This is a genomic window from Desulfofundulus thermobenzoicus (assembly GCF_009428905.1).
GTDB classification, from domain to species: domain Bacteria; phylum Bacillota; class Desulfotomaculia; order Desulfotomaculales; family Desulfovirgulaceae; genus Desulfofundulus_A; species Desulfofundulus_A thermobenzoicus.
In genome coordinates, this window is record NZ_WHYR01000009.1 from 25930 (window position 1) to 51145 (window position 25216).

Annotated in this window: 23 protein-coding genes; all 23 read right to left on the reverse strand. The window is 61.9% G+C overall.

Going from position 1 to position 25216, the window contains the following annotated elements; all coding sequences use genetic code 11:
- Nucleotides 1-98: 98 nt before the first annotated feature.
- Complete coding sequence (gene plsY / locus GFC01_RS04845) at nucleotides 99-671, reverse strand: glycerol-3-phosphate 1-O-acyltransferase PlsY (RefSeq protein ID WP_152945513.1); 573 nt, start codon at nucleotides 669-671, stop codon at nucleotides 99-101.
- A 15-nt stretch (nucleotides 672-686) separates the two neighbouring features.
- Complete coding sequence (gene der / locus GFC01_RS04850; protein WP_152945514.1) at nucleotides 687-2006, reverse strand: ribosome biogenesis GTPase Der; 1320 nt, start codon at nucleotides 2004-2006, stop codon at nucleotides 687-689.
- A 177-nt stretch (nucleotides 2007-2183) separates the two neighbouring features.
- Nucleotides 2184-3518 carry a DUF512 domain-containing protein gene (locus GFC01_RS04855; protein WP_152945515.1) on the reverse strand — a complete coding sequence of 445 codons (1335 nt, stop codon included), beginning with the start codon at nucleotides 3516-3518 and terminating at the stop codon, nucleotides 2184-2186.
- A gap of 70 nt (nucleotides 3519-3588) precedes the next feature.
- Complete coding sequence (locus GFC01_RS04860) at nucleotides 3589-3768, reverse strand: capping complex subunit for YIEGIA (RefSeq protein WP_152945516.1); 180 nt, start codon at nucleotides 3766-3768, stop codon at nucleotides 3589-3591.
- A gap of 46 nt (nucleotides 3769-3814) precedes the next feature.
- A complete protein-coding gene (locus GFC01_RS04865) occupies nucleotides 3815-4711 on the reverse strand; it encodes a YIEGIA family protein (RefSeq protein ID WP_152945517.1) in 897 nt (298 codons plus the stop codon).
- An 11-nt stretch (nucleotides 4712-4722) separates the two neighbouring features.
- A complete protein-coding gene (gene spoIIP / locus GFC01_RS04870; RefSeq protein ID WP_152945518.1) occupies nucleotides 4723-5991 on the reverse strand; it encodes a stage II sporulation protein P in 1269 nt (422 codons plus the stop codon).
- The gene (locus GFC01_RS04875; RefSeq protein ID WP_152945519.1) at nucleotides 5991-6731 is read right to left on the reverse strand and encodes a DUF1614 domain-containing protein; all 741 of its coding nucleotides are present in this window, start codon (nucleotides 6729-6731) and stop codon (nucleotides 5991-5993) included. The genes spoIIP and GFC01_RS04875 overlap by 1 nt, the downstream gene beginning before the upstream one ends.
- Before the next feature lie 575 nt (nucleotides 6732-7306).
- Complete coding sequence (locus GFC01_RS04880; RefSeq protein ID WP_152945520.1) at nucleotides 7307-9553, reverse strand: bifunctional 4-hydroxy-3-methylbut-2-enyl diphosphate reductase/30S ribosomal protein S1; 2247 nt, start codon at nucleotides 9551-9553, stop codon at nucleotides 7307-7309.
- A gap of 8 nt (nucleotides 9554-9561) precedes the next feature.
- Nucleotides 9562-10143, reverse strand: coding sequence for a lysophospholipid acyltransferase family protein (locus GFC01_RS04885; RefSeq protein ID WP_152945521.1), 582 nt, complete (start codon nucleotides 10141-10143; stop codon nucleotides 9562-9564).
- Nucleotides 10143-10820 carry a (d)CMP kinase gene (cmk, locus tag GFC01_RS04890; RefSeq protein WP_152945522.1) on the reverse strand — a complete coding sequence of 226 codons (678 nt, stop codon included), beginning with the start codon at nucleotides 10818-10820 and terminating at the stop codon, nucleotides 10143-10145. Before cmk ends, GFC01_RS04885 begins: the two co-directional genes overlap by 1 nt.
- 106 nt (nucleotides 10821-10926) lie before the next feature.
- Nucleotides 10927-12219 (reverse strand): 3-phosphoshikimate 1-carboxyvinyltransferase, encoded by a 1293-nt coding sequence (aroA, locus tag GFC01_RS04895; protein ID WP_341473756.1) that lies wholly within the window; start codon nucleotides 12217-12219, stop codon nucleotides 10927-10929.
- Between the two features lie 78 nt (nucleotides 12220-12297).
- A complete protein-coding gene (locus GFC01_RS04900; RefSeq protein WP_341473757.1) occupies nucleotides 12298-13395 on the reverse strand; it encodes a prephenate dehydrogenase/arogenate dehydrogenase family protein in 1098 nt (365 codons plus the stop codon).
- On the reverse strand, nucleotides 13388-14422 hold the full coding sequence (aroF, locus tag GFC01_RS04905) for a 3-deoxy-7-phosphoheptulonate synthase (RefSeq protein WP_152945523.1): 1035 nt from the start codon (nucleotides 14420-14422) through the stop codon (nucleotides 13388-13390). Before aroF (GFC01_RS04905) ends, GFC01_RS04900 begins: the two co-directional genes overlap by 8 nt.
- Nucleotides 14423-14769: 347 nt before the next feature.
- Nucleotides 14770-15408 carry an MBL fold metallo-hydrolase gene (locus GFC01_RS04910; protein WP_152945524.1) on the reverse strand — a complete coding sequence of 213 codons (639 nt, stop codon included), beginning with the start codon at nucleotides 15406-15408 and terminating at the stop codon, nucleotides 14770-14772.
- A 206-nt stretch (nucleotides 15409-15614) separates the two neighbouring features.
- Nucleotides 15615-16490: a 3-deoxy-7-phosphoheptulonate synthase gene (gene aroF / locus GFC01_RS04915; RefSeq protein ID WP_152945525.1), complete on the reverse strand. Its 876-nt coding sequence runs from the start codon at nucleotides 16488-16490 to the stop codon at nucleotides 15615-15617.
- A 186-nt stretch (nucleotides 16491-16676) separates the two neighbouring features.
- Nucleotides 16677-17489 (reverse strand): tryptophan synthase subunit alpha, encoded by an 813-nt coding sequence (trpA, locus tag GFC01_RS04920; RefSeq protein ID WP_152945526.1) that lies wholly within the window; start codon nucleotides 17487-17489, stop codon nucleotides 16677-16679.
- On the reverse strand, nucleotides 17486-18682 hold the full coding sequence (trpB, locus tag GFC01_RS04925; RefSeq protein WP_152945527.1) for a tryptophan synthase subunit beta: 1197 nt from the start codon (nucleotides 18680-18682) through the stop codon (nucleotides 17486-17488). Before trpB ends, trpA begins: the two co-directional genes overlap by 4 nt.
- A 145-nt stretch (nucleotides 18683-18827) precedes the next feature.
- Entirely contained in the window at nucleotides 18828-19460 is a 633-nt protein-coding gene (locus GFC01_RS04930; RefSeq protein WP_152945528.1) for a phosphoribosylanthranilate isomerase, read from the reverse strand.
- A gap of 240 nt (nucleotides 19461-19700) precedes the next feature.
- Entirely contained in the window at nucleotides 19701-20561 is an 861-nt protein-coding gene (gene trpC / locus GFC01_RS04935) for an indole-3-glycerol phosphate synthase TrpC (RefSeq protein ID WP_152945529.1), read from the reverse strand.
- A complete protein-coding gene (gene trpD / locus GFC01_RS04940) occupies nucleotides 20558-21592 on the reverse strand; it encodes an anthranilate phosphoribosyltransferase (protein WP_152945530.1) in 1035 nt (344 codons plus the stop codon). The genes trpC and trpD overlap by 4 nt, the downstream gene beginning before the upstream one ends.
- A 118-nt stretch (nucleotides 21593-21710) precedes the next feature.
- The gene (locus tag GFC01_RS04945; protein WP_152945531.1) at nucleotides 21711-22352 is read right to left on the reverse strand and encodes an anthranilate synthase component II; all 642 of its coding nucleotides are present in this window, start codon (nucleotides 22350-22352) and stop codon (nucleotides 21711-21713) included.
- 331 nt (nucleotides 22353-22683) lie between these two features.
- A complete protein-coding gene (locus GFC01_RS04950) occupies nucleotides 22684-24480 on the reverse strand; it encodes an anthranilate synthase component I family protein (protein ID WP_243137256.1) in 1797 nt (598 codons plus the stop codon).
- A gap of 280 nt (nucleotides 24481-24760) precedes the next feature.
- On the reverse strand, nucleotides 24761-25201 hold the full coding sequence (locus GFC01_RS04960) for a universal stress protein (RefSeq protein ID WP_152945532.1): 441 nt from the start codon (nucleotides 25199-25201) through the stop codon (nucleotides 24761-24763).
- Nucleotides 25202-25216 lie beyond the last annotated feature (15 nt).

Consider the following 25216-nt stretch of genomic DNA (forward strand, 5'->3'; position numbering starts at 1 on the left):
CCTTCTAAAAAGGGGACACGCTACTTTTTTTACGGTGTCCTCCCCTTTTTTTCTAAAATGTAAAATAAGGGCTGTCCTCTTTTGCTCCTGTCCCCTTTTTAACCTATTTTGGGTTCGGTGCCTTCCAGCAGCCTTTTTATATTGGACCGGTGTTTGTAGACGGCGATCAGGGCGACCAGGACGCCAAAGGCCACGTACGGGGCCGGCTGGTGCAGCATAAACATCCACAGGGGCACCGACAGGGCGGCCACCATGGAACCCAGGGAGACGTAGCGAAAAAGGGCCACCACCACCAGCCACAGGCCCAGGGCAAAGAGGGCGGCCAGCGGTGCCAGGACCAGGAATACTCCCAGGCCGGTGGCGATGATCTTTCCTCCCTTAAAGCCCAGGAACACCGGCCAGCTGTGCCCGGCCAGGGCGGCCAGGGCGGTGGCCAGTTCCAGGCCGTGCCCGCCAAAGTGACGGCCCAGCCAGACGGCCAGGGCCCCTTTCCCGGCGTCGCCCAAAAGGGCCACGGCTCCGTAAACCGGACCCAGGGTGCGCCAGACGTTGGTGGCCCCGATGTTACCGCTGCCGTGCTGCCGGATGTCCACCCCCCGGGCACGGCCCAGGAGATAGCCTGCGGGAATTGAGCCAATCAGATAGCTGGCCACCACGATCCAAAAGGCCATTTCCCCGTCCCCCCTTTACTGCCGCTCCCGGCGGCGCAGTATGAAACGGATGGGTGTGCCTTCAAAGCCATAAGCCTCCCGCAGTTGATTTTCCAGGTAGCGCAGGTAGGAAAAGTGCACCAGTTCCGGATCGTTGACAAACAGGACAAAGGTGGGCGGCTTAACCCCTCCCTGGGTGGCGTAAAGGATTTTCAACCGCCGGTTTTTGTTTGCCGGTGGCGGGTTGTGCATAACGGCCTCCCGGATCAGGGCGTTGAGGTCGGCGGTGTTCACCCGCAGGCATTGCTGTTCGGCCACCAGATTCACCAGTTCCATCACCCGGGGCAGGCGCCTTCCGGTCAGGGCGGAGATAAAGACCACCGGGGCGTAGGTCATGAAGGCCAGTTCCCGGCGGATCGCTTCGGTAAAGCGGGCCGCGGTGCGGTCGTCCTTTTCCACCAGGTCCCACTTGTTCACCACCAGCACGCTGGCCTTGCCCTGTTCATGGGCGTAGCCGGCGATGCGCTTGTCCTGGTCGGTGACCCCTTCCACGGCGTCCAGCACCACCAGGGCCACTTGGCAGCGGTCCACGGCCTTAAAGGAGCGGATGACGCTGTATTTTTCCGTGGGCAGGTCGATGCGGCTTTTGCGCCGGATGCCGGCGGTGTCCACCAGCAGGTAACGGCGGCCGTTCAGGGTAAAGTATGTATCAATGGCGTCCCGGGTGGTGCCGGGAATTTCACTGACGATGACCCGTTCCTCGCCCAGCAGGGCGTTGACCAGGGAGGATTTGCCCACGTTGGGGCGGCCGATGACGGCAATGCGCAGGGTGTCCGGCTCCTCTTCGTCCTCCGCCGCCGGGGGCAGCACGGCCACCAGGCGGTCCAGCAGGTCGCCGGTGTTCATGCCCTGGGCGGCGGAAACGGGTATGGGTTCGCCCAGGCCCAGGCGGTAGAATTCCGTCCATTCCCCGGCCCGCTGGAAATTTTCTATCTTGTTCACCACCAGCAGGACCGGTTTTCGGGTGCGGCGCAAAAGGGCGGCCACTTCCTGGTCGGTAGGGGTCAGTCCCGTGCGCCCGTCCACCAGGAAGAGGACGGCGTCGGCTTCGTCAATGGCCAGTGCCACCTGCCGGCGCACCCGGCCGGGGATGTCCCCCGCTTCGGCCAGGTCCAGCCCCCCGGTGTCCACCAGGGTGAAGGTGCGGCCGGCCCATTCGGCGGTCTGGTAGAGGCGATCCCGGGTGACGCCGGGCTGGTCTTCCACGATGGCCACCCGGCCGCCCACTATGCGGTTGAACAGGGTGGACTTGCCCACGTTGGGGCGGCCCACTATGGCTACTACCGGTTTGGGCAACTGCTTACCAGCCTCCACGTTAATATAATAAAAAACCCCGGCGGGGGAGAAATGTTTTATTTATTTCAGCCAGCTTAATTTTACCATGTACGCTGGTGAAACCGCAAGGAAAGACTGTTTTGCAACCAATGTTTACCGGGCAGATGAATTAAGTTAATAAGGGTGCCAGGCACCTTTTTAACTTATCTCTTCCGGGAGCGGCCGGCCCAGGCAGGCGGCGGCCAGTTCCGCCGGCCCCTCCGCCACCGCCACCGGGCGGTCCAGTTTCCGGGAAAGCTCACCCACCGTCATGTCGTCCAGAAAGACCGCTTCCCCCCGGCGCAGCATCACCGGCGGGATGATCAGGGGTTGCCCCGGGTCCTTGCCCCGCAACGCGGCCAGGATGTCCCCGCCGGAGATCAGCCCGGCCACCGTCACCTGTTCCCCGAAAAGGCGGTTGGGGATAACGGCCAGCTCCACGGACAGGTTCCGGATCCGGTTTAGCCGGTGTATAACCGGGGCCAGCACCTTTTCGCCCAGCACCCCCGTGGCCACGGTCACCCGGCGGGGGCGGGACATCTGCCGGGGCAGGCGGCGGGCCACCTCCTGCCACCCGTCCAGGAACAGGCGCACCAGGCCCACCCCGTTTTCCGTCTGGGGAAAATCGTCGTAATGGGAGGCCGGGGGCACCGGTACGCCCGCCAGCAGGTAGAATTCGTCGCTGGCAAAGACCACGGCCTCTTCCCGCCGGGCCAGGCACCGGTCCCGCCACCGGCGCACCCGCTCCACTATTTCCCGGGCTTCCCCCGGTGTAAAGGTGCGCAAGGGGTAAAGCCCCTCCCGGTGGCGGGTCAGTCCCACCGGCACAATGGCCACGGATCTAACCGCATGACCCAGGGAGAGGAGGTCCTCCACCGTACGTTCCAGTTCGACACCGTCGTTAAGATCCGGGCAGAGCACCACCTGGGTGTGCAGGGCAATGCCGGCCCCGGCCAGTTGACGTAACCGGGACATGATTTCCCCCGCCCGGGGGTGGCGGAGCATTTTTTCCCGGAGCTGCGGGTTGGTGGTATGTACCGATATGTACAGGGGACTCAAGCGCAGGCGGATGATCCGCCGGAAGTCCCTTTCCTGCAGATTGGTCAGGGTGATAAAGTTGCCCTGGGTAAAGGAAAGGCGGTAGTCGTCATCTTTTACGTACAGGGTGGGACGCAGGCCCGGGGGCATCTGGTCCACAAAGCAGAACAGGCAGCGGTTCTGGCAGCGGCGGGTGGGGCCCAGCCCTCCGCCGGCCAGGGTGATGCCCAGGTCTTCGTCGAAATCCTTTTCTATTTCCAGGAGCCATTCTTCCCCGTCCGGCTTGATCAGGACCAGGGCCAGCTCTTCGTCAGAGGTGAGAAAACGGTAATCCAGGATATCCTCCACCGGCTGCCCGTTGATATCCGCGATGCGATCCCCCGGCTCTACACCCAGTTGAGCGGCGATGCTGCCGGGGGCTACCCCTTCCACAGCCAGGCCCCGTCCGTTGGTCATGAAAAGTCTCCCTTCCGCACGGTTCAATGTGACATGTTCATTATCTAATAGTCGCCAGCTTTAGTCAAGGTTAATGCCGCACAATGAAATAGGTGCCGTCGGGCAGGATGTGGACGGTGGCATCCAGGGTTTTGGCCAGGGTGCGGGCCATTTTTTCCTGCTCTTCGGGGTTGGGGGCAAAAAAAATGGGCGCCCCCCCGGCCACATGATCCATATTTAAGGTTACAATGGCCAGAATACGGCTTTCCATAAAAATCCTCCCTCTAAAACCGCCTGAAAAGGGGACGATCCCCTTTTCAGGGCCGGGCGGCCAGGCGGCCGGCTTCGGTTTTCAGGGGGCGGGAGCGGGCGCTTTCCAGCACCGGCGCGCGCTTCACCGCCAGGATGAGGGCTTCCATGTCCTTCTCCACCGGCACGGTGTACAGGCCCACTTCCCCGGTGTCGGGGTTTTTGCGGGCCATGGGGGTGTACTCGGGCAGGTCCACATCCTTTTTGGTGCCCAGGAGCACCGCCACGGTGTGGGCGATGGCCTGGCGCTGCCCCAGGTCGTGGATGGTGGCCCGGGCGTCGGCGTTTTTGGGCCTGATGAGCACGGCCAGCCCTTCGGCTTCGATCTTCTCCCGCATCTCCCTTAAGCCGATGTTGACAAAGCCGATGTCTTCCACCATCAGCACCCCATCCTTATTAAACCATAACCGGGCCGGCACCACTTCACAGATATCCCCGATGGTTTCCCCGGCCATAAACGCCCGGGCAAATAAAATGGCCAGCACGGCCAGGACAAGGGCGGCCGGCCATTTGCCCAGTTCATGGGCGATGCTGGTTAAAAGGGCGGTGGCCATGACCAGGTAATTGCGGGCTTCAAAGGTGCGGGCAATGCCTTCGATGTAGTCGCTGCCCCGCCCGACCAGTTCATTTTCTTCCAGGTTTTCCAGGGTCTTTCTCTCTATGCTCCTGATTTCCCGGAACTGGCTGGCCGCCAGGGCCAGGAAGGTTACGGCGGTGAAATCGGGTTTTAATATGGCCGGTACGGCCACCGCCCCCAGGGCCGCGGCAATGAAGCCCAGGGACAGGTGGGAAAGGTAGCCGTGGGGGTAACCGGGATACTGGCGGTAGTCCAGGTGGAGCATGAACAGCCGCGCCAGGGTGCCCGCCAGCGTCCCGGCAATGATGGTGCCCAGGTACTCCTGCAAAAAGACCACCCCTAGTCCTGGCGGATGCGGCTTAAGTGATCCCGGTCGGCCTCGCTGGCGTCGGGGTCCCTTTTACCCGGGACGGTGGCCTTCTCAGAGGCATCCAGGGCCTTTCTTTCCCGGCGGGGGCCCAGGAAGCTGGCAAATTCCCGGCCGAAAAAGTGGGCGAGGCGGGCACTGGCCCTGTCCCAGCCGCCGGCGCTGATGACCAGGAAAGCGCCGCTGCCCAGAACGGTGAGAATGATGATCCAGGCCAGGGCGTTCCAGCTGCCCGGAGTGGCCGCCGTGCGGTCGGTGACCGGTTTGGGCGCACCCGGCGGTGCCGGGGCGGTTATGCCCAGGATCACCGGCACGGCGTCGGCCAGCAGGGCAATGCCCCGTTCCGCCTCTTCTCTGGTGTTGGTGTGGGTGCCGGCCTCAATGAGCACGGCGGTGGGCATGAGATCCTGGTTGTAATTTCCCTGGCCCATGAAGATTTCCTTTACTATGGGCTTGTGTACGCTGTTGGCGTAGGACATGAGCCGCTTGGCAAAATCCAGGTTGGCCTGCATGCGGGGATTCTCCCGTCCGATGACCAGGCGGGTCTGGGCCACGTCCTCCTGGGATATATTTTTCCGGTAATAACCGGGGTCGGGGATGCCGTCCCGGTGCACGTCAAAAAGGGCGATAGGGTTGTTTTTCATTAAATTGGCCGCCGTGCGCCGGGAGCGGTAATAGGCGTTGTCGTCGTGGGGGTCGTGGGGCGTTTTGTCATAATCCACCCGGGTCCCCTTTTTCTGCAGGCGGTCCACCAGGGACTGCCCCACCTGGTAGATCCCCCCATGGAAGGGGATGGCCTCCGACCCGTCGGAAGGTACATAGGATTCGTCACTGTGGGTATGGTAAATGCCCACCGGCTGGGTGGTCCGGGCCACCCGGCTGACGGGTACCGTCATCTGACTGTAAAATTCGTTGTAGGCCAGCAGGTCCCTGTCCAGGCCCAGGAAACGGGCGCGGGCCGTATTGCCTTCCACCCGTACCACCCGGTAGTGGTTTCCATCGGCGGTGATGATCTCATCGTTCACCGACACCCGGCGGCCCACCTGGCTGATTATCCGCCCCTGTTCGTCCTGGATGGTGCATACGTAACCGGCTATATGATCCCTTTCCCCTTCCCCCAAAAGCGCCCGGGGGTTCCACACCGGGCCGGAAACCCGGGAGTAGGTGTAAAGGGCCATCAGGGTCAGGCCAAGGATGATAAGACCGGTACCCCAAAAGATTTTCCGCCGCGCCCGGCTCATTACCAAGAACCTCCTTTATCACCCGGTTTGTCATCGTTGCCGCCGGTATCCGGCACCGGCTTGCGCAGGCCCCGCAGCAATGGTTCCGGCCGTCCTTTCACCGCCGGCCCGCCCTGCAGGCGTTCCCGGACTTCGCCCACCACCTCGGACAGCAGCACGGCCAGAATGCCGGCCATAACTATGGCGTCAAAGGCGCCGGCCCCCCCGATGAGCACCCGGCCGGCGGGAGCGCCCCGGCCTACCAGCCAGAAGTAATAGCCCACATCCATGGCCAGCACCCCCAGGGTGGCCGCGATAAACGCCCCCCGCCGGGAGCGGCCGGCCAGGTAGCCCACCACGGCCGCCACCAGGGGGTAGACCCACAGGGCGTCCAGGATTTCAAACCGCCCTCCCGGCTCCGGCAGGCCGCGCATAACCAGGGAACCGACGGCGTAAAGAGCCAGGGCGGTCACGGCCGCTCCCAGGATGGCCCGGGTGCGCTCCCGGGCCGTACCCGCTTTGGCCAGCAGATAGACGGCCAGGCCCAGGGGAATCAGCCCCCCTCCCAGGTTCAGGGAGACGGGATAACGGCCGCCCGGGATGGGAATATTGATGAAACTGCCCACGATCATGGCCAGGATGATCACCAGGGCTCCCCGGTCCGACAGACGCATGCGGTCCAGGGCCCGGTGGGCCAGTCCGAAGAAAATAAGCAGGGATACAACGATCAGTGCAGTGATACCCAGGGGAAAACCGGTCATGGACAAACCTCCTTTAATAAACCTCCTTCGAAAATTCCTTCGTGGTGCCGCTATAGCGGCATGAAGGACTCCTTAAAATAGTAGTCGGACTTTGGTCATCGGGTTAAGTTGAAATCCGCTAAAGTGAATTCCATTGATTGCGGAGGGTTTGGCTTATCCTACGGGGGAACCGGACCATTATCTATCCTTAGACTGCCCCGGCAGAGGATAAATATGCAAAAAAAAAAGCGGCATCCATGCCACTTGGGGTTCCAAGAAACGCTTTTTACTTTACGCCATAAGACCGGCGGGCCTGTTGACGCACCATTCCTGCCCGTTGCAAGAAACGCTTTTATCCTGCGCCAGCCGGCCACCGGGCCGGCGGGACCCGGTGACATGCCCTTCCTGCCGGTGGTTTCAAGAGATGCTCTTCATTTCACATCACCGCGGCAAAGAGCATAACCCGTTCGCCGGTGTGCAGCTGCAAAAGCGCCTTCGGCTTTGCGCCACGGGACACACAGCCACCCTTTGTGATGGCAGGGTGTGCCGGAAAATGTGTGTCCCGCTGCGTTCATTGCCCGGCTGTCAATAAAAGCCTATTTGTCGAAAATATCCCCCACCATTTCGCCGATGGTTACCGTGCCGCCGTTATCGTCGTTGTGCTGGTGCTGGTGCCTTTGCTCTTTGAACCGCCTGTTTTCTTTTTCCCGGGGAGCCCGGTTTACTTCCCGGATGGACAGGCGGATGCGTTTTTCCTCGGGGGCCACGTTCAGGACCTTGACGTCCACTTCGTCCCCCTCCTGCACCACTTCGTCGGGTGTGGCCACATGATGGTCCGCCAGGTGGGAAATATGCACCAGACCTTCCACCCCCGGCTCCAGCTGGACAAAGGCACCGAATGGAGCCAGCCGCACCACTTTGGCACGTACAACACTGCCCACGGGATACTTTTCTTCCACATTGTCCCAGGGATTGGGCAGCACCTGTTTCAAGCCCAGGGAAATCTTTTCGTTCTCCCGGTCCACCTTCAGCACCATCACGTCCAGTTCATCGCCCACGCTGACCACTTCGGAGGGATGGTTTACCCGGTACCAGGCCATCTCGGAAACGTGCAGCAGGCCGTCCACGCCGCCTACGTCCACAAAGGCGCCGAAGCTGGTCAACCGGCGCACCACACCCCGGACCACCTGTCCCTCATGCAGGTTTTCCAGGGTCTCCCGCCGCATGCGGACCGCTTCCTCTTCCAGTACCGCTTTGCGGGAAAGGATCACTTTCTTGCGGTTGCGGTTCAGCTCAATGACCCTGGCCTGGATGGACTGGCCCACGTACTTGCTCAGGTCTTCCACATAGCCCCTTTCCACCAGGGAGGCCGGCAAAAAAGCCCGCAGGCCCACATCCACCAGCAGGCCGCCCTTGACCACTTCCCGGACGACGCCTTCCACCGGTTCGCCGCTTTCCATATGCCGGTCCAGCGTCTCCCAGGCCCTCTCGGCATCGGCCCGTTCCTTGGAAAGGATCAGCCGGCCTTCGTTATCTTCGGATTTGACCACCGCTACTTCTATTTCATCCCCTACCTTGACCACGTCTTCGGGGGATTGCACATTGTAGCAGGAAAGCTCCCTTAAGGGAATGACGCCTTCGGATTTGGCCCCCACGTCCACCATTACTTCATCGGGACCTACCTGCACCACCACGCCCTTGACAATTTCTCCCGGGCGCAGGGATTTTACCTCCACCGCCTCTTTCATTTCCTCCACCGGCTCGGCGGCGGTTTCCCGGGGCGTTTCCGGTGCGGCTGTTTTTGCGCGTGTTTCCGGAGAGGCGGCATCTTCCTTTGCCTCTTCTTCCGCTGCCGCTTTTTCCTGTTCTTCCGCGGCGGCGCCGTTCACCGGCGTTCTGGCCCCTTCTTCCCCGGCCGCTCCGTTTCGCCCGCTGTTTTCACCCTCAGGCACCGTTTCAGCTGCAATTACGTTTTCCTTCATGTTGTCCTCTAACTGTGTCATCTCGCCCAACTCCTTCATCCGTCTTTCAACCTCCTCTATAATCCAGTCAGGTGTGGATGCGCCGGCCGTCAGTCCCGCCACTTTCACCCCCTTGAACCAGACGGGATCCAGTTCCCGGGCCGTTTCCACCTGGTAGGCGGGTTTGCCGGACTGCCGGCACAGGGCGGCCAGTTTTCTGGTATTGGCGCTGGCTGCGCCGCCAACCACCACCATTACGTCAACCTCCCGGGCCAGTTCCAGGGCTGCCTGTTGCCTGGCTCCGGTGGCATGACAGATGGTATTGTAAACCTGCAACTGCCCCGCCTTTTCCTGCAGGACATCCACCACTGCCTGGAAGTTGGCCAGCGGCTGGGTAGTTTGGGCGAGAACGGCCATTTTCTCCACCACCGGCAAACGTCGGGCTTCTTCCGGTCCGTCCACCACTACCGCCTGCCCACCGGTCCAGTCCACTATACCCTGAACCTCGGGGTGTCTTTTATCACCCACGATTACCACCGGCGTTCCACCGGAGGCCAGCTCGCGGGCCAAACTCTGCGCCCTGCCCACAAAGGGGCAGGTGGCATCCACTACCTTCAAATTCCTGTCCCTGGCCGTATCCAGAACGCCGGGGCCCACACCGTGGGAGCGGATAATCAGTTTTCCCCCGGGCGCTGCCTTTTCCACCCGGTCGATTTCCTGCACACCCTCTGCGGCCAGCTTTTGCATCACCTGCGGGTTGTGTATCAGGGGGCCCAGGCAATACACGGGCCCGTCCCGTTCCCTGACCGTTTCTTCCGCCAGTTTGATTGCCCTTTTTACCCCAAAGCAGAAACCTGCCCTGGATGCCAGACGTACCTGCATTACTTACCTCACCAAGCGCTATCCATCAGTTTGGCAATTTCCCGCATTAATTCCCGGCTGACCGTTTGATAATCCTGCCGGGCGGCCAGGCCCGCACGGGAGAAATACAGCGGTTTGCCAATATGTACCCGCACCCTGCCGAACACGCCCCGGGTGTTCAGCACCGCCACCGGTAGCACCGGCACCTGCGCCCGCAGGGCCAGCATGGCCGCTCCCAGGTGGGGTTCCATGAGCTCACCGGTACGGCTTCTGGTGCCTTCGGGAAAAATGCCCACCACCCGGCCCTGTTTCAACAGTTCCAGCGCCCGGCGGATGGCCTGACGGTCGGCGCCGCCCCGGGCTACGGGAAAGGCGTCCAGCCGGCGGATGACCGGGCCCAGCACCGGGAAGTGGAAGAGTTCCGCCTTGGCCATAAAGTGGACCTGGCGGTCCAGGGCGCAACCCACCACCACCGGATCCCAGTAGCTGGCGTGATTGCTGACCACCAGCACACCCCCCCGCCGGGGCAGGTTTTCCGCTCCCACCACCACCCAGCGGCGCAGCAGGAGCAGGATCAGGCGGCATACTGCCCGGGCGAAGCGGTAGAACATCAGGTAACCCTCCCCCTGATCCGGCCGATAATCATCTCCACCACCTGGTCCGTATTCAGGTGGGAACTATCGATGATCCAGGCATCGGGAGCCGGGACCAGGGGGGCCACCTCCCGGGAGCTGTCCAGGCGGTCCCGTTCCCGGATTTCCTGGATGAGCTGCTCCAGAGACAGATGGTGTCCTTTGGCCAGCAGATCCCTTTGCCGGCGCCTGGCCCGCTCTTCGGGGGAAGCGGTAAGGAAAATTTTCACTTGCGCCCCTGGTAGAACCACCGTGCCCACATCCCGCCCTTCCATGACCACGGCGCTGTTTTCGGCCATTTCCCGCTGGCGCCGGACCATATTTGACCGTACCCCGGGGACCCGGGCCACCAGTGAGACATTGCGGGAAACCGCCGGCTCCCGGATGGCTTCGGTGACTTCTTCACCATCCAGGAATATCCGGCATCCGCCGCCGTAACCGGCAGTTAAATCAATCCGGCTTTCCCGGGCCAGGGCTTCCAGCGCCGGCTCATCGGCCGGGTTGATGCCCCGGCGCAGGGCCTTCAGGGTGAGGGCACGGTACATGGCCCCGGTGTCAATGTAGAGGAAGCCCAGTTGCCGGGCCACCTCCCGGGCTACGGTGCTTTTTCCCGCCCCGGCGGGGCCGTCGATGGCAATGGCTATCCGGGGACCCATAGACATCTCCTTTAATTATAATAACACGAATACCCTGGTTATTTCGACACAACTAAGTTTTTTCCTTCAAAAAGAAAAAGATGCCGGGTAAAACTTCATCCCGGCATTATTCTACCCGCAGGGAAGCTAAAATACCGTCAAATCCGGGAAAGGAAACATCCACGCATTCCGCGCCCTGAATTACTGTTTTGCCCCGGGCCGCCATGCCGGCCACCGTCATGGCCATGGCTATGCGGTGATCGCCGTGGCTTGCGCACCGGGCGCCGGTGAGGGGCCGGCCGCCCCGCACCTGGAGCCCGTCGGGCAGTTCCTGGATGTCCACGCCAAATTTTTTTAACTCTACAGCCACCGTGGCAATGCGGTTGCTTTCTTTTACTTTTAGTTCCGCCGCGTCCCGCACCACCAGTTCTCCTTCGGCCAGGGCGCCGGCCACGGCCAGAACGGGAATTTCGTCAATCAGGCGGGGAATGAGGGCACCGGTTACCGTCACGCCCCTGAGCCGGGAGTGGCGCACCCGTATGTCGGCCACCGGCTCGCCGCTCTGCTCGTGGATGTTGAAAATTTCTATATCCGCACCCATTTCCTTAAGCACCTGGACAATGCCGTCCCGGGTAGGGTTGACCCCTACTTCCCGGATGGTGACGGCGGATCCGGGCACCACCGCCGCCGCCACCATGAGAAAGGCGGCGGAAGAGATGTCCCCGGGCACCGTCACCGGCCGGGCCTGCAGGGTCTGGCCGCCGGTGATGCGGGTGGTACATCCCGTCCGGTGGACGGCGGCTCCGAAATACTGCAGCATGCGCTCGGTGTGATCCCGGGAAAGGGCGGGCTCAGACACACTGGTCCGCCCGGCAGCCAGAAGGCCGGCCAGGAGAAGGGCCGACTTTACCTGGGCGCTGGCCACCGGGGAGGTATATTCCATGCCCTGCAGTGTTCCCCCCCGTACCGCCAGGGGGGCCAGGTTGCCCTCCTGCCGCCCCCGGATGTCCGCCCCCATCATGGACAGGGGGCCGGTGACCCTTTTCATGGGCCGGCGGCGTAAGGACGCATCCCCGGTGATGACACTGAAAAAAGGCAGACCGGCCAGGATGCCCAGGAGCAGGCGCATGGTGGTACCGGAGTTGCCGGCGTCCAGCACATCCTCCGGCTCCCGCAGGGCGCCGGCGCCCCGGCCGTGGACGGTGAGGCGCCCCTGATCATCGGGGCCGGTAAAGGACGCCCCCAGGGCGGACAGACAGCGCACCGTGGCCAGGCAATCGGCACCCATGAGGAAGTTTTCTATGCATGTGTCTCCTTCGGCCAGGGCGCCCAGCATCACCGCCCGGTGAGAGATGGATTTGTCTCCGGGCACCCGCACTTCCCCTTTTAAGGCCCGGGGCGGAGTAATTTCCAGATCCACTGAGATACTCCTTTCGCTTCCACCGGGGCAGGGCGTTGTTCCTGCCTGCTCCGGGGTTTAGCGTCGTTAGCACCATAGCTACCTTTTTACCACCTGATACCCGGCTTGCCGCAGGATAACGGCAGCCTGTTCCTGTTCCTTTTCGGTGGCGAAGGCCAGGCGGATGGACCCCCCTTCGCCCTCGCGCACCCTTAAGATTTCTATGTCACATATATTAATGCCCTGGTCGCCCAGGCTCTTGGCCAGGCCGGCAATCATGCCCGGGCGGTCGGGGACGGCAGCCACTATTTCATGCATCACCGGCAGGTAGCCCCGGGTACCATCACGCATGGCCCGGCGAAAGGCCCGGGCGTCTTCCAGAAGCGCCCGGATGCCTTCGCCGTTACCGGCGGCGATCATGCCTTCCAGGCGGTTCAGCTGTTCCCGGAAAACCTTTATTGACTCCAGAACCGCACCCTGGTTGGAAAGGAAAATATCCCGCCACATCAGGGGGTTGCCGGCGGCTATGCGGGTGGTGTCCCGGAAGCCGCCGGCGGCCAGGGGAACAAAGGATTCTCCCTCCGGCAGGTTCATCAAAGTATTTACCAGGGCGGCGGCCACCAGGTGGGGCAGGTGGCTGACGGCAGCCACCGCCCGGTCGTGTTCCTCCGGGGTCATTTTAACCGCCCGGGCGCCCAGGCCGGTGACCAGCCCTTCCACCCGTCCCACAACTTCTCCGGGGGTGTCCACCCGGGGGGTTAGAATGTAAAAAGCATTTTCGAACAGATAGGGGTCGGCTCCGGCCATGCCCGAGCATTCCGACCCGGCCATGGGGTGCCCCCCCACAAACCAGGTTCCCGGGGGCATGATTGACACCGCCAGAGCACAGACACGGGCTTTGGTACTGCCCACGTCGGTGACCACCGTACCCGGGGAAAGATGGGGGCGCATTTCCTCCAGCACCGCCGGGGTCTGCCCCACCGGGGTGGCCACCACCACCAGTTCCGCCCCGTCCAGTACGGTTCGGTCCACCCGGGAGGCCGCCCGGTGCACGGCCCCGGCCTCCAGGGCCAGCCGTCGATTTTCCGGCTCCGGGTCCACCCCCACCACCCGGCGGGCCAGGCCGCGCCGGGTGGCGGCCAGGCCCAGGGAGCCGCCCATGAGTCCCACGCCGATGATGGTTATCTGTTCAAGCACCGGCCGCTACCCCCGCCAGCCGGCGACCCACCACCGGGGCCGTTTGGCGCAAATCGGCCATCATGGCCGCAAAGTTTTCCGGCGTCAGGGATTGGGGACCGTCACAGAGGGCTTCGGCAGGGTTCGGGTGCACCTCCACCAGCAGGCCGTCGGCTCCGGCCGCCACGGCCGCCCGGGCCATGGCCGGCACAAAACGCCACTTGCCTATGGCGTGACTGGGGTCCACAATAACCGGCAGGTGACTGAAATATTTTACCACCGGAACGGCTGCCAGGTCCAGGGTGTTGCGGGTATAGGTTTCAAAGGTGCGGATCCCCCGCTCGCACAGGATCACCCGCTGATTGCCCCCGGACATGATGTACTCCGCCGCCATCAGCCACTCTTCAATGGTGGCCGAAAGGCCCCGTTTTAAAAGCACGGGTTTGTCCACCCGGGCCACTTCCCGCAGAAGAAAGAAGTTCTGCATGTTCCGGGCGCCAATCTGCAGTATGTCGGCGTATTCCGCCACCAGGGGCAGGGTGCGCACATCCATTACTTCCGTCACTATTTTCAGCCCGGTTTCTTCCCGGGCTTCAGCCAGGAGCTTCAGGCCCTCTTCCTCCAGTCCCTGGAAGGAATAGGGGGAAGTGCGGGGTTTAAAGGCCCCTCCCCTTAAAATGGTGGCCCCGGCTCCCTTCACCAGCCGGGCCGTTTCCAGCAGCTGTTCCCGGCTTTCCACGGCACAGGGGCCGGCCAGGATATGAATTTCTTCCCCGCCGATGGCCAGGTCCCCCACCATGACCACACTGTCCTCCGGGTGAAAGGCCCGGCTGGCCAGTTTGTACGGCTGGAGGACGGGCATGACCTTTTCCACGCCGGCCATGGCCTCCAGGAATTCGTCCTGTAAACGGGTGCGGTCGCCAATGGCACCGATGATGGTCCGTTCCACCCCCCGGGAGAGGTGCACCTGAAAACCATTCTTGTCCAGACGGGCCACCACCGCATTTATCTGTTCTTCCGTAGCGTCCTGCTGCATGACCACAATCATTATTTTACCTCCCATCCTGCCGTGCTGCTATTATTTTACCCGCAAAACCAAACAGGGCACCTGTTTTGCCGGAGGTGCCCGCAGGGTCAATAAAACAAGACCTATCCCTCCCCCCTGCCGTACTACCATTCTGCATCATACTACATTTCTATCTTAACACATGCCCGGTACGGGGGCAACCCGTTTTTTCCCGACTGAAAAGCAGGTAAATGTTTGGTAAAATGTTTACCATAAAATTAAGCACCCCTTTAGCGGGGTATCTTTGATGAAAAAGCTTGGTCCCAATGTAAGTTGGGTGCCACCGGTTACTCAAAAAGTCCTCAACCAGTGTCATTTATGTCTACCGGTTATTTTTTAAACAGGGTGAGCCTGACCACCCGCATTTGCACAGGGAGATTACCTGCCTCCACGATCAGCACTTCCCGTTCTTCGTGCTCCGGAAAGTACCGCAGGAAATGATCCACTGGAGCTATGGGCAGGTCCAGACTGGCTGTTTTATAATGCATGGGCAGCACATACGCCGGCGCCAGCTGTTCGACCACTGCCGCGGCTTCGGCGGCGTCAATGGTGTAATAGCCGCCCACCGGGATCATCAGGATATCAATTTCCCCCAGGGCTTTCACCCGGTCATCTTCCAGCCGGTGGCCCAGGTCGCCCACGTGGCACAACCGCAGGCCTTCCGTTTCGATGACGAATATGATATTCTCGCCCCGCTGGCTGCCCCGGCTCTGATCGTGATAGGAAGGGTGTCCGGTGATTTTGATGTCGCCAAATACATGCTCTCCCGTCTCCTGCACCACCGCCGGACTGCCGGGCACCACCTGCACCGCATTATGGTCGAAATGCTGGTGGCTGACTGTGACTATGTCCGCCGGTACTGCCGGCGGCGGGTAGCCCACCCGCTGGTCAAAGGGGTCCGTGATGATCCTTTTCCCGCTGCCGGTGGTCACCAGGAAACAGGCATGTCCCAACCAGTGGATTTGCATGCTAAATTAAAAACCCCCTTTAAAATAGTCGCTGGCGTAAATGTTCAGTGAACCTGCCCGGGTGCCGCATTGTCCACGCTCACTCCAGTGCTTCGCGCTGACAAAAGATTCTAACGCCAAAGCTAATAATTCCCGCGGCAGCGGCATCAAAAAAAGTGGCCTGACCCGAAATAAATCGATGCCGCTGCCATATTGATGATTTTATTTTATACCACCCGGTGCCGGTTAACAATATCTCTCCCGGATTTTTCGTAAGCGGGGTTCACCATTTGCCGGCCAAGGGCTCCCGCCAGGGAACGCAGTTCGGCCAGCAGTCTCTCCAGCTGGGCGGGTAAAAGGGACTGGGGGCCGTCGGAAAGGGCTTCTTCCGGCCGGGGGTGCACTTCCAGCATCAGGCCGTCGGCGCCGGCCGCCACGGCGGCCCGGGCCACCGGGGCCACCAGGGAGCGGCGGCCGGTGCCGTGGCTGGGGTCGGCAATCACCGGCAGGTGGGACAGTTCCTTCACCGCCGGGATGGCATTTATGTCCAGGGTGTTGCGGGTGTATGTTTCAAAGGTGCGGATGCCCCGCTCGCACAGCATGACCCGGCTGTTGCCTTCGGACAGGATGTATTCGGCGGCCAGAAGCCACTCCTCAATGGTGGCGGAAAGCCCCCTTTTGAGCAGCACCGGCTTGCTCACCCGCCCCACTTCCCGGAGCAGGACGAAATTTTGCATATTCCGGCTGCCGATCTGGATGATGTCGCTGTAACGGCAGACCAGTTCCAGGCAGCGCACATCGGTGACTTCGGTGATTACCGGCAGGCCGGTGGCTTCCCGGGCCCGGGCCAGGATGCGCAGGCCTTCTTCGCCCAGGCCCTGGAAGGAGTAGGGGGAGGTGCGGGGCTTGAAGGCACCGCCCCTCAAGATGTGTACCCCCATTTCCTTGAGGGCCAGGGCCAGTGTGATCATCAGGTCTTCATTTTCCACGGCGCAGGGGCCGGCAATGATGACCACCTGTTCGCTGCCCACCCGGCAGGTGGGCAGCTCAATAACGGTATTTTGCGGCTGGTGTTTCCGGCCAGCCAGCTGACAGGCAGGCAAGGGACCATACCTCCTAAAACAGAAGTCGGAAGTCAGAAGTCGGAAGTCGGTATTGTTGGAATTCACCGGGGTGAATTCCAGAACGGACTTGCTTTATCCTTATGCTTTTATGATCAACACCGGTTTTAATGAAAGCTTGCAATCGGAATAAACCTCAATTCCCACCCCGGGTTGGTTAACAGAGGTTCAGGCTTTAACCATGCCGTCAATGGCCTTGCGGATCTCCCCTACCAGCGCTGCCACTGCCGGGGCGGGGTCGCTGCCCTTTGCCCGGGCCACCAGGTTGACGATGGCGCTGCCCACCACCAGGGCGTCACAGTGAGGGGCCACCCGGGCGGCGCTTTCCGGCCCGGAGATGCCGAAGCCGATGGCCGCCGGCAGGGAAATGTACTGCCGCACGCGATGCATAAATTTCGCCAGGTCGGTGTGGATCTCCTGCCGGGCACCGGTGACCCCGGTCACCGAGACGCAGTAGACAAATCCCCGGGCCAGGGGAGCCATGGCGGCCAGGCGGGCGGCGGTGCTGGTTGGGGCCGCCAGGGGGATAAGAGCCAGCCCGTATTGATCAGTATGCCCCAGGAGTTCCCCGCTTTCTTCAATGGGCAGGTCGGGTACAATCAGGCCGTCCACGCCGGCTGAAGCGGCGTCCCGGGCAAAATCTGCCAGGCCGTATTGAAAGACGGGGTTGTAGTAGGTCATCAGGATCAATGGGGCGGTGACGCGCTGCCGGACGGCGGCGCACATGCGGATGATCTCCCTCACCCGCACCCCTTTAGCCAGAGCCCGGGCCGAGGCCTGCTGGATGACCGGGCCGTCGGCCACGGGGTCGGAAAAGGGTATGCCTATTTCTACCATGTCCGCTCCGGCGGAGACCATGGTTTCCACCAGGCGGGCGGTGGCCGCCAGGTCCGGGTCACCGGCGGTTATATAGGTGATCAGGCCCTTTTTCCCCCGGCGGGCCAGGCCGGCAAGGCATAGGGTTATACGGTTCTCGCTCATGGCTGTTTCCCCCCATCCAGTATGCCGGCCACGGTTTCCACGTCCTTGTCCCCCCGGCCGGAGAGGTTGACCACCATGATGGATTCCCGGGGCATTTCCGGGGCCAATTTTACCGCCCGGGCCAGGGCGTGGGCGCTTTCCAGGGCTGGAATGATTCCTTCGGTGCGGCTTAAAAGCTGGAAGGCCTCCAGCGCCTCCCCGTCGGTGACGGTGGTGTACTCCACTCGGCCGGTTACTTTTAAGTAGCTGTGTTCCGGCCCCACCCCGGGGTAATCCAGCCCGGCGGAAATGGAGTGGGCCAGGTTGATCTGGCCGTCCTCATCCTGCAGCACGTAGCTCATGGAACCGTGCAGCACCCCGGGGCGGCCCCTGGTGAGGGTGGCGGCGTGTTTGCCGGTTTCCAGGCCGCGTCCGGCCGCCTCCACACCAATCAGTTTTACCCCTTCGTCCTCCAGGAAGGGGTGGAAAATGCCCATGGCGTTGCTTCCCCCGCCCACGCAGGCCAAAATCACATCGGGCAGCCGCCCTGTCGCCTCCAGGATCTGCCGGCGGGTTTCCACGCCGATGATGCGCTGGAAATCCCGCACCATCACCGGATAGGGGTGGGGGCCGGCCACGGAACCCACCAGGTAGTAGGTGGTTTCCACGTTGGTCACCCAGTCCCGCATGGCCTCGTTCATGGCGTCCTTGAGGGTACGGCTGCCGGCGGTCACCGGGACCACCGCGGCCCCCAGCAGGCGCATGCGGAAGACGTTCAAAGCCTGGCGGGCCATATCTTCCTCCCCCATGTACACGGCGCACTCCAGGCCGAAAAGGGCGGCGGCGGTGGCGGTGGCCACCCCGTGCTGCCCGGCCCCGGTTTCGGCGATCACCCGTTTTTTGCCCATGCGCCGGGCCAGGAGGATCTGGCCGATGGTGTTGTTTATTTTATGGGCGCCCGTATGGTTCAGATCCTCCCTCTTGAGGTAGATCCTGGCTCCCCCGCAGTGGTCGCTCAAGCGGCGGGCAAAATATAAGGGGGAGGGGCGCCCCACATACTGCCGCAGGTAGTATTCCAGTTCCTTTTGAAAGGCGGGGTCTTGACTCGCCTGCCGGTAGGCCGCCGTCAGTTCCTCCAGGGCCGGCATCAATGTTTCCGGCACGTAGCGGCCGCCAAAGGGCCCAAAATAACCCCTTTCGTCGGGTAAAGACATAAATGTTTCCTCCATGAGTAAATTTTCAGTGCAACCCACCCCAGCGCCGCATTCTCACGCGCCGGCGGCACCACGGCGGGCAATGCGACCGGGCCAGCGGCGCCGCAAATGCGGCATGATCCTCGAATGGTGGATGGTTGCCGGTTCAGTCGCTTGCCGCTGGTTTACAACCCCTGGCCGCGGCAATGAAGCGGCGGATTTTGTCGGGATCCTTGATCCCAGGCCGGCCGTCCCTTTCCACACCGCTGCTCACATCCACCCCGTAGGGGCGCACGGTGGACACGGCCCGGCCCACATTCTCCGGGTTGAGGCCGCCGGCCAGGATCAGAGGGCGGGGCAGGTTTAAACCGGCCACCAGCTGCCAGTTGAAGGTGCGGCCGGTACCCCCGGCCTTTCCCGGTACGGCGGTGTCCACCAGAAAGGCATCCGCCGGATAACCGGCAAAGTCCGGCAGGCCCCCGCCGTCCTCAATCCGGAAAGCTTTGATGACCCGGCAGGGCAGCAACCGGCAGTATTCCGGCGGTTCCTGGCCGTGCAGCTGGACCGCATCCAGGCTGCAAAAGTGCACCATTTCCCGTATGGTTTCCAGGGGTGCATCCACAAAGACACCCACCCGGGTAACGAAAGGGGGTAGTGCCCGGCTGATCCGGCGGGCCGTTTCCGGTGCAATATATCGGGGGCTGCCGGCAAAGACGAAACCCAGGGCGTCGGCGCCGGCTTCCGCCGCCAGCAGGGCGGTTTCCAGGTCTGTTATGCCGCAGATTTTTACCCTGATCATACGAACAAACCTCCTGATGATCCCTGCCTGGACTGCAGGAGCAAAATAACCCTGTTCCTTTATCAGGATACCCGGTGCAGGTGCTTCCCCCGTTCCCGTTCTGGTGTTATAATGGGACAAACGGTGAAAGGTGGCGGGAGAATGCTCAGCTGCAGGGTGCGTAACGCCTTCATCATCCTGGGACCCCTTTTTATCATCGCTGCGTTTACCAATCTCTTCGGATCGATCTTAAGCCTGATTTTAATGGCCTTTGGTGTTTCCATGGTCATGATGCTCATTTTCCGGGGGCGCCACTGAAGGGACTAGTTCCGGCCGGCCGTTGGCCGTGCCCAGCAGTTCCTTAACCTTTTCCCCGGGGTCGGACGCCCGGACCAGGGCTTCCCCCACCAGGACCGCATCCACCCCGCAGGCCGCCAGGGCCAGCATATCCCGGCGGGTGTGGATGCCGCTTTCACTGACCACCAGCACCCGGGGGTCGGTTATTTTTTCCCGCAGGCGGCAGGTGGTGGACAGGTCGGTTTGAAAGGTGCGCAGATCCCGGTTATTGATCCCGACGACAGTGGCCCCGGCGTCCAGGGCGCGTTTTAACTCCTCCGCCGTATGAACTTCTACCAGGGCGCTTAAACCCAGCTCCGCCGCCAGCTGTTGAAAACCGGCCAGCCGCCCGTCGTCCAGAACGGCGGCAATGAGCAAAACGGCATCGGCTCCCAGGTAGCGGGCTTCGTAAATCTGGTAGGGATCAATGATGAAATCCTTGCGCAACAGGGGCAGCGGGCTTTCCCGACGTACCAGGGGTAAAAAGGCCCGGTGACCCCGGAAGAAACGGTTGTCGGTAAGTATGGAAATGGCCGCCGCCCCGGCCCGCATATAGGTGCGGGCCAGTTCCACCGGCCGCAGGCCCTTACGGATCCAGCCTTTGGACGGTGAGGCCCGCTTGATCTCGGCCATGAGGGCCACCTCCCCGGGCCGGCGCAGGCTCCGGTCCAGCGACCGGACGGGGGGCAGGGCGGGCCACCGATCAAGCATCCGGGCCAGGGGATAAAGCTCCTTTCTTCTCCGCACTTCCTCTTTTTTATGGGCCACGATCCGGTCCAGAATCAAATGCCGGCCACCTGCCTGCCCGCCCGGCGGGTGAAGGCCACCAGGTGCTCCAGTCGATCCCTGGCGGCGCCGCTGTCGATGCTTCCGGCAGCCGTGGCCAGGGCGCTGGAAAGGTCCCCGGCTCTGCCCGCCGCCAGCAGCCCCAGGGCGGCGTTTAAAATTACCGCGTCCCGCTGCGGTCCGGGCATTCCCTGCAGTATTTCCCCGATCATGGCGGCGTTCTGCTCCGGAGTGCCGCCGGACAGGGCCTGCACCGGGTACCGGGAGAAACCGTAATCCGCCGGGTCCAGGGTATATTCCCGCACTTCTTCGCCCTGTACCTCGGCCACCACCGCCGGCCCGGCCAGGGAAATTTCGTCCAGCCCGCCGGCACCGTGAACCACAAAAGCCCGCCGCACGCCCAGCCGGGAGAGCACCCGGGCCACCCGGGGGACCAGATCCACGCTGTAGACCCCCACCACCTGGGCCGATGCCCCCGCCGGGTTGGTTAAGGGGCCCAGAATGTTAAACACCGTGCGGATGCCGATTTCCCGCCGGGGTCCCGCGGCATGCTTCATGGCTTTGTGCAGTGCCGGGGCAAACAGAAAGGCGATGCCCACCCGGTCCAGGCATTCCGCCATGGCCGCCGGGGACAGGTCCAGGTTCACCCCCAGGGCTTCCAGCACATCGGCCGACCCGCAGCGGCTGGATACGGAGCGGTTGCCGTGTTTGGCCACCGGCACCCCGGCCCCGGCCAGCACCAGGGCCGCTGCGGTGGAAATGTTAAAGGTATTGGCCCCGTCTCCGCCGGTGCCGCAGGTGTCCACCAGCACCGGGTGGCCGGAACGCACCGGGGTGGCGTGCCGGCGCATGGTCCGGGCAAAGCCGGTGATTTCCTCCACCGTTTCCCCCTTCAGGCGCATGGCCGTAAGCAGGGCGGCGATCTGGGCCGGGCTGGCCTGCCCGGTCATGATCTCGTCCATCACCTGTTCCGCCTCGGCCTCGCTCAAGTTTTCACCACCAACCACCCGGTTGATTGCTTCCCTGATCATCTCTACTCATCTCTCCTCCGCTAAAATGTGTGTCAGTGTGTCAGTGCAGCAGTGTGTCAGGGGACGGTTCTTTGACACACTTTTGTGACAAGGAACCGTCCCCTGTCACAGTCCCCTGTCACACAGTCCACCGGCCGCCGTTAAGGCGCAGGAAGTTGGCCAGCAGTTCCATCCCGTGCTCCGTGAGGATGGACTCGGGGTGGAACTGCACCCCTTCCACGGTAAACTCCCGGTGGCGCAGGCCCATGATTTCCCCTTCCGCCGTCCAGGCGCTGATTTCCAAACAGGCGGGCAGGGTGTGCCGCTCCACCAGCAGGGAGTGGTAGCGGGTGGCGGTAAAGGGGGACGGCAGGCCTTGAAAAATGGTCCGGCCGTCGTGCCGGATGGCCGAGGTTTTGCCGTGCATCAGCCGTCCGGCCCGCACCACCCGGCCGCCGAAGACCTGGCCGATGGTCTGGTGGCCCAGGCAAACCCCCAGGATGGGTATTTTCCCGGCCAGGTTACGTACCAGGGCCAGGGAAACACCCGCGCTGTCCGGGTTGCCGGGGCCGGGGGAAATAACCACATGGGTGGGCTGCAGTTCCTGGATTTCCTCCAGGGTGACCCGGTCGTTGCGCCTGACCTCCACGGTCACGTTAAGTTGTCCGAAATACTGCACCAGGTTGTAGGTAAAGGAGTCGTAGTTGTCAATCATCAGCAGTTTAACCGGCTGTTCTGCGGAAGGAAAAGGAAATGGCCTCTGAACCGCGGCAACAGACATCAAACCCCCCCTTGCCATCTTGCGGATTTGCCATCGTTACCATCATCGCGCTTTCTTACTTTTCTACCCAGTTTGTTACTATTACATCTCTAATGCTCGTTTGTGCCGGCGCCCCGGGAGCCGGTACTCAATAAAAGGTTTGTTTTACGAAGAAACTACTGTTCGCCGGGTCATATATTGTCATTCGGCAGTCATAGGACCGTTGAGTGCTAAACTCCAACTTGCCGGGTGCCGTTTCCGGCTTTCCCCAATGTCGTTTCCTGTGAGTGCCGGGCCGTTCCCCGGGAATTAATCATACTGCTTTAATGAACATTTACAAGTACCCGGTTGGTTAACTGGCCTGGTTTTCACTGGCGGCCAGGGTTTGTAAGAGCGCGCGGGCCTTGTTCAGGGTTTCCTGGTACTCCCTTTCCGGGTCAGAATCGGCCACAATCCCCGCCCCGGCCTGCACATAAGCGTAACCCCGGTGAAAAACAATGGTGCGGATGGTGATGGCTGTATCCAGGTTGCCGTTGTAGCCCAGGTAACCCACGGCGCCGGCGTATGGGCCGCGGCTTTCCGGTTCCAGTTCTTCGATGATTTCCATGGCCCGTACCTTGGGCGCCCCGGACACGGTGCCGGCGGGGAAACAGGCCTTCAGGGCGTCAAAGGCGGTCCGTCCCTCAGCCAGGTTGCCCCGCACCGCAGAGACCAGATGCATCACGTGGGAGTATTTTTCCACCACCATGAACTGGGGCACGGTCACCGTTCCCGGTTTACACACCCGGCCCAGGTCGTTGCGGCCCAGGTCCACCAGCATCACATGTTCCGCCCGCTCCTTGGGGTCGTCCAGCAGTTCCGCCGCCAGGGCTTCGTCGACCCCGGCACTGGCTCCCCGGGGACGGGTGCCGGCAATGGGCCGGGTTTCCGCCATCCCGTTTTCCACCCTTACGAGCATTTCCGGAGAAGACCCGGCGATGGCCACATCCCCCAGGTCCAGGTAATAAAGATATGGCGAGGGGTTAATCCGGCGCAGCCGGCGGTAGACCTGGAAGGGATCCCCCGCAAAGGGCACCTGTAACCGCTGGGAGAGAACCACCTGTAAAATATCCCCCTGCCGGATGTATTCCTTTGCCCGGCGGACCAGGGACTGGAACTCCTCCCGGGTGACACCGGACGGCAGTTCCTGCAGTGCAGCTTTATTCATGGGCTCTCCGCCCGTAACGAAATCTCCTTCACCGCCCGGCGCCGGCCCGTTTCCTTCCCGTAAACTGCCGTAAAAACCGTCAGCCGGTCTATCCACGGAACTCACCGGCCCGTTAATAAGCCGCCAGATGTGTTCAATGCGCTCCACCGCCCGCCGGCGGGCGACCTCCGGCCGGGACCCCGGCAGGGTGTTGACCACCACCCGCAGGGTATGTCTTAAGTGATCCATAACCAGCAGGGTACCGGTAAACAGCAGAACCATATCCGGCAGGTTCAGGTCGTCCCCGGTGGTGGAAGGCAGCCGTTCCAGCCAGCGGACCAGATCATAGGCAAAGTAACCCACCGCGCCGCCGTAAAAGCGGGGCAGTTCCGGCAGGACCGGTCCCCGCCAGTAATCCATCAACTGCTCAACGATGGTGAAGGGATTGCCGGCCATTTCCAGGCAGGCCGTATTTTCCCGCCCTGGATCCTCTGTGCCTTTACAATTAATCCGGGAAGCGTTATCTCTTTGCCGGATGGTCATATTTCCCTGCCTGTGTTCCCCTGTGCCGGATCCGGCCGGGTTTGCACACCCGCAGGGTGCACACGGCCCTTTTCCCGGCTGTACCGGTAGACACGCACACCTTGCGTCCGCCGGGCGGCAAATAATGTCCCGGTTCTGGAAAACGGCCATTAGATCCCGGGAATATTCCTCCGGCAGGAAGAGCTGCCCCGACACTCCCTTATGCCGGTAAATGGCCAGGGGCTCAAGGCCGATAAAGGAATAGCGGGCCAGTTTTTCACCACCCTCCCCGCTCTCCAGCAGAAAAGCCGGCTTTAAGGCAGACAGCCGGGTGAAGAGGGAGATGGGGGTCTCCATGTCCGCCCCCCATTCGGCGCTGACGGGAACCAGCCGGTACCGGCGGGCCAGTTGTAAATAGTCATCTTCCCCAGGGAAAATCAAAGCCGTACCTCCGTTCAAAGACGCAAAAAAGCCGGCGCTCCAATGAAACGCCGGCGTAATAACAAAAACGCCCTCGCCTCCACTGCAGCTAAACTCATGCTAAACTCCACTCATCTCAACTCTACCGGTATGCTGTTTTCACAAACATAAACTACCATAGCCGGGCTATGGATGTCAATACCTTTTCAGTATCCCGGATACAAATTTTTGCTACCGGTTCGTTAGCTCCGGGGGTTGGCCGGTTTTCAACCGGAATCAAAAAGTGAGTGGTTCTATTCGATTATTTTCCATTATTTTCCGTCCCCTTTTCCACCAGCACCGGGCAGTGGGCGTGCCGCACCACATAGGTGGAAACGCTGCCCATCACCAGACGCTGAACGGCGCTCCAGCCATGGGAGCCAACGATGATTAAGTCAAAATTTTCTTCCCGGGCAAAACGGACAATGGCCTCCCCCGTATGGCCGTAAATGATGTGAGTGGTTAAATGGACGTTCTTTCCCGCCGCCCTGGCCGCGGCCTTTTCCAGCTTTTCACTGTAAAAAGCCTTTGCCCCGGAAGCCATGTCGTCCACTTCCGACACCGTACCCGCATAATCGGGCAGGTGTACGGCCGCCGCTGCATGGAGCTGGCCGCCACAGCAGCGGGCCAGCTCGATTCCCGCCGTCAGGGCTTTATTGGCATGGGGCGACCCGTCGTAAGCCACCAGTATTTTGCGGTACATACGCCTCACCTCATC